Source organism: Armatimonadota bacterium, assembly GCA_020354555.1.
Lineage (GTDB): Bacteria > Armatimonadota > Hebobacteria.
In genome coordinates this window covers 2,145,189-2,150,501 of the sequence record CP070648.1, presented here as the reverse complement: position 1 = coordinate 2,150,501, position 5,313 = coordinate 2,145,189, and the positions used below count along the sequence as shown (strand labels likewise).

The 5,313-nt window shown below is 64.5% G+C and carries 6 protein-coding genes; 4 read left to right on the top strand and 2 right to left on the bottom strand.

Going from position 1 to position 5,313, the window contains the following annotated elements:
• The 4 genes from JSV65_08795 to JSV65_08780 form a co-directional block, all read left to right on the top strand.
• The coding region (locus JSV65_08795) for a hypothetical protein (GenBank protein UCH36434.1) at positions 1-473 on the top strand (473 nt) is incomplete at its 5' end.
• Positions 474-588: 115 nt separating this feature from the next.
• Positions 589-1,101 (top strand): GyrI-like domain-containing protein, encoded by a 513-nt coding sequence (locus JSV65_08790; GenBank protein UCH36433.1) that lies wholly within the window; start codon positions 589-591, stop codon positions 1,099-1,101.
• Positions 1,102-1,152: 51 nt separating this feature from the next.
• Entirely contained in the window at positions 1,153-2,154 is a 1,002-nt protein-coding gene (locus JSV65_08785) for a hypothetical protein (protein UCH36432.1), read from the top strand.
• 140 nt (positions 2,155-2,294) lie between these two features.
• Positions 2,295-3,131: a PIG-L family deacetylase gene (locus tag JSV65_08780; GenBank protein UCH36431.1), complete on the top strand. Its 837-nt coding sequence runs from the start codon at positions 2,295-2,297 to the stop codon at positions 3,129-3,131.
• Positions 3,132-3,222: 91 nt separating this feature from the next.
• Here the strand turns inward: JSV65_08780 and JSV65_08775 are convergent, their stop codons facing one another.
• The gene (locus tag JSV65_08775) at positions 3,223-4,413 is read right to left on the bottom strand and encodes a hypothetical protein (protein ID UCH36430.1); all 1,191 of its coding nucleotides are present in this window, start codon (positions 4,411-4,413) and stop codon (positions 3,223-3,225) included.
• A gap of 181 nt (positions 4,414-4,594) precedes the next feature.
• Positions 4,595-5,313, bottom strand: a 719-nt coding sequence (locus JSV65_08770) for a hypothetical protein (GenBank protein UCH36429.1), incomplete at its 5' end; no start/stop codon positions are given.

Sequence of the window (5,313 nt, the reverse complement as noted above, 5' to 3'; positions counted from 1 at the left end):
TACCCGGCACGGTGGGCAAGGCCCGGGTAAGGACCGTGCTGGACACGATCAAGCGCTGCAACGTGGCCGTGACCAAGTACGGCGCCGTCAACTACGCCAACCCGGACAGCACGCCCGCCGAGGTGAAGGGCTACGGCACTTACAGCTATTTCCCGCCGGAGGCGCTCATGCTGGCCATGACGTACATGTACAACGGCGAGCGCGATTTCGGCTTGGAGCTGGCACGTAAGGTGTGGCACAACCTCGTCTGCCTCCAAGGGTACACGTGGGATATGCCCAACATCATGCGCGGCGACGTGGATACGGGCGAGAGAACCTTCGGCAACGATTACTACCAGGACATGATGCTGTGGTCGCTCCCGGCCGCGCTGGAGGGCAGGGATCTAAGCGCGCCGACGAACCCCGGCGGGCTGGTGGATCGGGTGCTCCGCGCTGCGCGAGGTTCCCGTGGCGAGCCTGCTCGTGAGAAGTGAGATCGCCGGGCCCCGGATCGCCAATCCGGAATCCGAGGCCCGACGCCGCAGGTAGGCGACGCGATCGGCGCCGCCGCACGACGTTTTGCCGTTTGCTCGAAACGGGAGGGCAGCAATGACGCGACTCGGCTCGCAGATCCAACCCGAGATCGTGAGGATGCCGACGCAGAAGCTGGCGGTCGTAAGGACGGTCGGCGATCCCAACGTCGTCGCCGGCGATGCCATGAAAGCTCTGTTCGGCTCGGTGTACACCCTCAAGTTCGACCTCAAGAAGAAAGGGCGTGACTTCAAGGTGTGCGGACTGCGGGCGCGCTGGCCGAATGTGCACATCGCCCCGAAGGACGAGTGGGTGGGCCTGTGGGGGCTGCCCATTCCCTCAGCCACCAGGTCATTGCCGCAGAAGCATCCGGAGGTCGAGGTGAGAATCGAGAAGTGGCAATACGGCACGGTGGCGCAGATCCTCCATCGCGGCCCGTATGCGGAGGAAGCACCGACCGTCGAGCGCCTGCACGATTTCATCGCCGCGCAGGGATATGAGGTAGCCGGCCCTCACGAAGAGGAATACCTCACGCGCCCCACGGCAAAGGTGCCCAAGACCATCATACGGTACGCGGTGAGAAAGCGGTAGCAGCACCAGCGAGGTGGTTCGCACAACGCGTCGCCATATGGACCGGACGAATTGCGCAGCATATCTACATCGCTTCTCGAGAAGCTGAGGACGCCGCACAAGCACCCATCGCTCGTGTTCGCGCCGTCATACAGGGATGGCGAGTTCGATAGCCATGCCGTAGACGGCCCGTTCGTCTTCGCACACGACGGACGCTTCTACATGACGTACATCGGATGGGACGGCATCGGGTACCGCACCGGCCTGGCGTCGTCGCATGATCTCATCAATTGGCACAGGGAAGGGCTCCTCATTGACCGTGGGCCCACGGGATCGGCTACGGAATACAACGCCGCCCTGACGTGGATACTCCGCGATAACGACTTGTTCGGTTCCGGCGGGTTGAAGAAAGTGCGCGGCTGCTATCTCGGCACCTATCATGCCTATCCGAGCGCGGGGTACGAGGCGGGGCCGGCGGTTATTGGGCTATGCTGGAGTGATGACCTGCATCACTGGCAGGTGGACGAGCCATTCCTGCATCCCCGCGATGGCGACCCGTGGGAACGAGGCGGGCTCTACAAGTCGTGCCTGGTCGAGCATGGCGGCACGTTCTACCTGTTCTATAACGCCAAGAACGAAGCAGCCGGCCCGTGGATCGAGCAGACCGGGGCGGTGGTGTCCACCGACCTCAAGCGCTGGACGCGCCTGGCGCAGAATCCACTCGTCACGGTCGGCTCGCCGGGGGCCTTTGACGACAGGTTCGCGAGCGATCCCTGCGTGCTGCGCGCCGGCGACGTGTGGGTGATGTTCTATTACGGCCTGTCCGGCGACGGTCACGCGCGAGACGGCGTCGCATTCTCCGATGACCTCGTCCACTGGGAAAAAGCCAACGAGGTGCTGGTGGACGTCGGGCCGGACGGCTCGATAGACTCCCGCTACGCGCACAAGCCGTCGGCGTTCTTCCACGACGGCACGCTGTATCACTACTACTGCGCGGTGGCGCCGGCATTGAGCAGTCGCATTGGGCAAGTCGAGGTTAGCGAGATACGGGGCATCGCGGTGGCCCGTTCATGAGCCCTCGGAGCTGCGCGGCGGGGCCGACGCATCACCCATCCTGTTGGCGAGCATCCCCTCCCGGGAGTGCAGGTCTTCCGGTTCACCATGACGAATGCCGCTGAACGCAGGATCACGTCGGCAGGCAAGGAGGTCCGGCAATGAGGAGTCTCGCAGTCGTTTTGATCGTCGCATTCGCCGTCGGGATCGCCGCGGCGCAGGAGCAGCCATCCAAGCAATGGCCCAATCGCATTGAGGACTGGAAAGACAAGACCATCGTCGTTTTCGCGCCGCATCCGGATGACGACACGTTCTACTGCGGGGGCACGTTGGCGAAGCTCGCCAAGAACGGGAACAAGGTCATCATCGCGATCTACACCAACGACAACAAGGGATCCTACGATCTCGAGATGACGAGCGAACGCCTCGCGCGCATCCGCAAGGCCGAAGAGGAAGCAGCGTGCGCGGCGGTCGGCATCCCGAAGGAGAACATCATCTGGCTGGGCTACGACGACGGCGAACTCGAGTACGCGCCGCCGAAGAAGCTATGCGGCGAGGCGACGCGCATCATCCGCCAGTATCGGCCTTACGCGGTTTTCAGCCTCGACCCCGGCCCGGTCTATGAGCGCTGGCACAAGAGCGACCATCGCATGGGCGCCTTCAACACGGTTGACGCGGTCCGCGCCGCCCCGTTCCCACTTTACTACCCAGAGCATCTGCTCACCGAGGGCCTTCAGCCCCACGAGGTAACCGAATGCGTCTTCTTCGATGCCGCCGACGGTGATGTGAATTACTGGGTGGACATCGAAGACGTCAAGGATCAGAAGATGGAGGCGGCGAGCAAGCATGTCAGCCAGTTCCCGCCCGCGATCAACAAGTATCAGCCCGAGTGGCCGCCAGGAGTCCTCGACGGTATCGCCGCCATGTTCGACCGGTGGCAACCGAAGAAAGACGGGCGTTTCGTCGAGCCGTTCCGGCGGGCGGTGCGGGAGTACTGAGCTCACCGGCATACGGTTCGTCAACATCCATATGCTGACGCGATGCCCTGCAGCAGATGCGGCCCAGTGAACGCTGCCTTCTCGCAGAGCGTCACGCGTGTTTTTCGGCCATTGCGATGGCGACCCGCGCCCACTCGCGCAGGCGATCCGGGTGCCCGTGTAAGGTCTGCAATTCCCGCAGCACAACCTGATAGTAGCAGCCCCGGAGCCTGCGCATTCCCTGGTCGAGGTGCTCTCTGACGGGCGTGAGGTCGTCCGGCAACACGACCCGCGCGGCGTGTTGTCGCCACATGATCGTGTGGCGCGTGGCGCACGCCTCGATGACCTTGTCGAGGTCGGTCCACGCGGAGCAGACGAACACGCGAAGATTCGGGATGCGCAGGACAATGTCAATCTTGTGCGTCAGGTCCTCGCAGCATCCGTACTGGACGGCGCCATATTGCTGCAGGACGGGAATCTGGTAGTTGAGCAGAAACTCCTCTTGCATGCGCGGCGAGACCATTTGAAATTCCTGGCTGTTCGCCGCCGCCCAGAGGTGGTGCAGACGCACCGCGCCGTCGCCGGGGTCGCCGTTGACCGAGTCGCTGCAAAACATCGGCTCGTGGTGATTCGTGGTCAACAAGCCGCTATCCTCGGCCGCGCGTGAGGCGCGCAGCGCTCCCTCGGTCAGCTTCGCCATGGCGCGATGCACCAGCTCCGAGTGAAACGCGAGATCGTTGAGCATCGGCTCCATCCCGCGCAGCTGCTCCAGCCAGGTTCCCTGTTGCGCACCGAGCGGCGGGTGACAGACCGGCCGCACCGGCATGGCGTCGCCGAGGAGGTCGGTCATCCGTGACAAAGCATCCTGCGTCTTCTCGTGGCTGTACGTGAACGTGGGCACGGTGATACGGCCGTAATCCTCGATGGTCCTGACCGGCCGGTCGTATTGGAAACCGCCCAACTCGGTGCTGGCCACGAGGTGCCCCGTGCGCAGCCCCCAGGTGTGCTCGCTGTCGCACTCCCACACACCGCCGACGCCCCACCATGGCTCGACGATGTGGTCGTCACCGACCCAGTCCTTGTAGAGGTGCTGCCGGAGCGCGTACTCGACCTTACGACAGAGGCGGTCGGTACACTCCAGGGAATCGGCGGGGAGCAAGTCCTGCCATACGCCGGCCGGCCTACACCAGACCGGGGCGCGATCAGGCTTACGCCGCTCATTGACGTCGCGCCACCTCTGTCTTCGCGCTTCGTACGCTTCGCTGCACGCGAGTTCGACGACGCGGCGCGCGAGGTCGCGCACGATCCCAACATCCTTCACCGGAAACGACGACATCGCGGGTCCCTTTCCGTCACCACATTCCCGATCTCACCGACCGCCGCGCGGCGCCCAAGTCAACTAGCGCCCGCCCGCGCCTCGCAGCGCGCCGCACGTAGCGAGCGACTTGCCGCTGAACCCGACCGACCCGTCGGTGCTGCTGCGACTATCCGCCCGGCGTACTTGGCTCTGGTTCGCCTTCGCCGACGGGCTTGATGGTCACCACGCTGTTCGCGGGCGTGTCGAAGGCCAGCGTTCCGCTGCCGCGCACTGTGAGTTCGCCCAGTGAGCTTCGCTCCTCGCGAAGCTGTTGCACGCGGATCTCATGGCGGCTTCCCGGCTCCAGTTTGTACTCGCCTGAGCGAATGCGCACGCGAGCAGTCGCGTCACCGCCCGCGACGACCCCCAGGCTGCCGCCGTCCCTTGGCGCGATCCGGGTCGCCGGGCCGTAGAAGACGAGCGAAATGATCTCCTCGGAGTACGCCGCCACCTGCACCAGCAATCGCTCCGCTTCCGTCGTCGTCTCGATGGGCAGCGGTTCCGCAAGTTGCAGTCCCCTGCCCCCGAAGACGAGAGCCGAATTCGCCGACGTGCCGACGGCTCTGATCTGCTGCACGCCGCCCGAGATCCGGAATATCGTGCCGCGCGGGTTGCGCACGAGCACCTCGGACGGCTCGCCGCGTTGTTTCAGCAGTAAGATGCTGCCGTCCTCGAACAGAGCGACGTCGTCCTCGGACACCACGCCGCCCGCTTGCGCCAGCGCGATCGGGCTGGAAAAGCCAAACAGATCGCGGTGGAACGCATCGAAAGCGGGATTACCCGGCGGCCAATCCTGCCACAGCCTCGTGGTACCGTAAGCCGCCCAGCCCTTCCCATACGGCCGCG